We start from the raw sequence: 547 nt of genomic DNA on the forward strand, positions 1-547 counted from the left end.
GAACCTTCGATATCAGCTTTTAATTGTTCTACTTCTTTTAATGTTTTTAATTTTGCTAAATCTTTTAAAACTGATGCTTTTTGCTTAGGATCTTGGAATTTTTTTTCTATTATAGGTTTTAGCGCTTCTTTTGCGTCTTCTAGTTCTTTTTTATCTTTTGCTTCTTTGTTTGCTTTGTATTCTGCTGTGAATTCTTGTTTTTGAACTTCTCCAGTATCTGGTACTTTTTCACTCCATTTGTCAAATACTTTTGTATTGTCTTTGTATGTTGCGCTTTTTGGTATTTCTTTTGTTACTTTTTCGTTATCCCATTCTGTTCCTGTTAATACGTCGATGTATTTGTATCTGTTTGTTCCGTCTATTGTGTTACCGTCTCCTGCGTCAAAGGTTACTCTTGTGTAGCCAACTTGAGCTTTTACTTTAGGATCTGTACCTGTTTTTACTACGTCTTTGTAGTCTGCTGTGAATTCTTGTTCTTGAACTTCTCCAGTATCTGGAACTGTACTATCCCATTCTTTAAATACTTTTGTTGTGTCTTTGTATGTTG

1 protein-coding gene is annotated in these 547 nt (G+C 33.3%); it reads right to left on the minus strand.

Annotated elements, in window-relative coordinates:
* Positions 1 to 547, minus strand: a 547-nt coding sequence (locus HMPREF1871_RS06280) for a hypothetical protein (protein WP_198145765.1), incomplete at both ends; no start/stop codon positions are given.

The organism is Gemelliphila asaccharolytica (genome assembly GCF_001553005.1).
Classification (GTDB): Bacteria; Bacillota; Bacilli; order Staphylococcales; family Gemellaceae; genus Gemelliphila; species Gemelliphila asaccharolytica.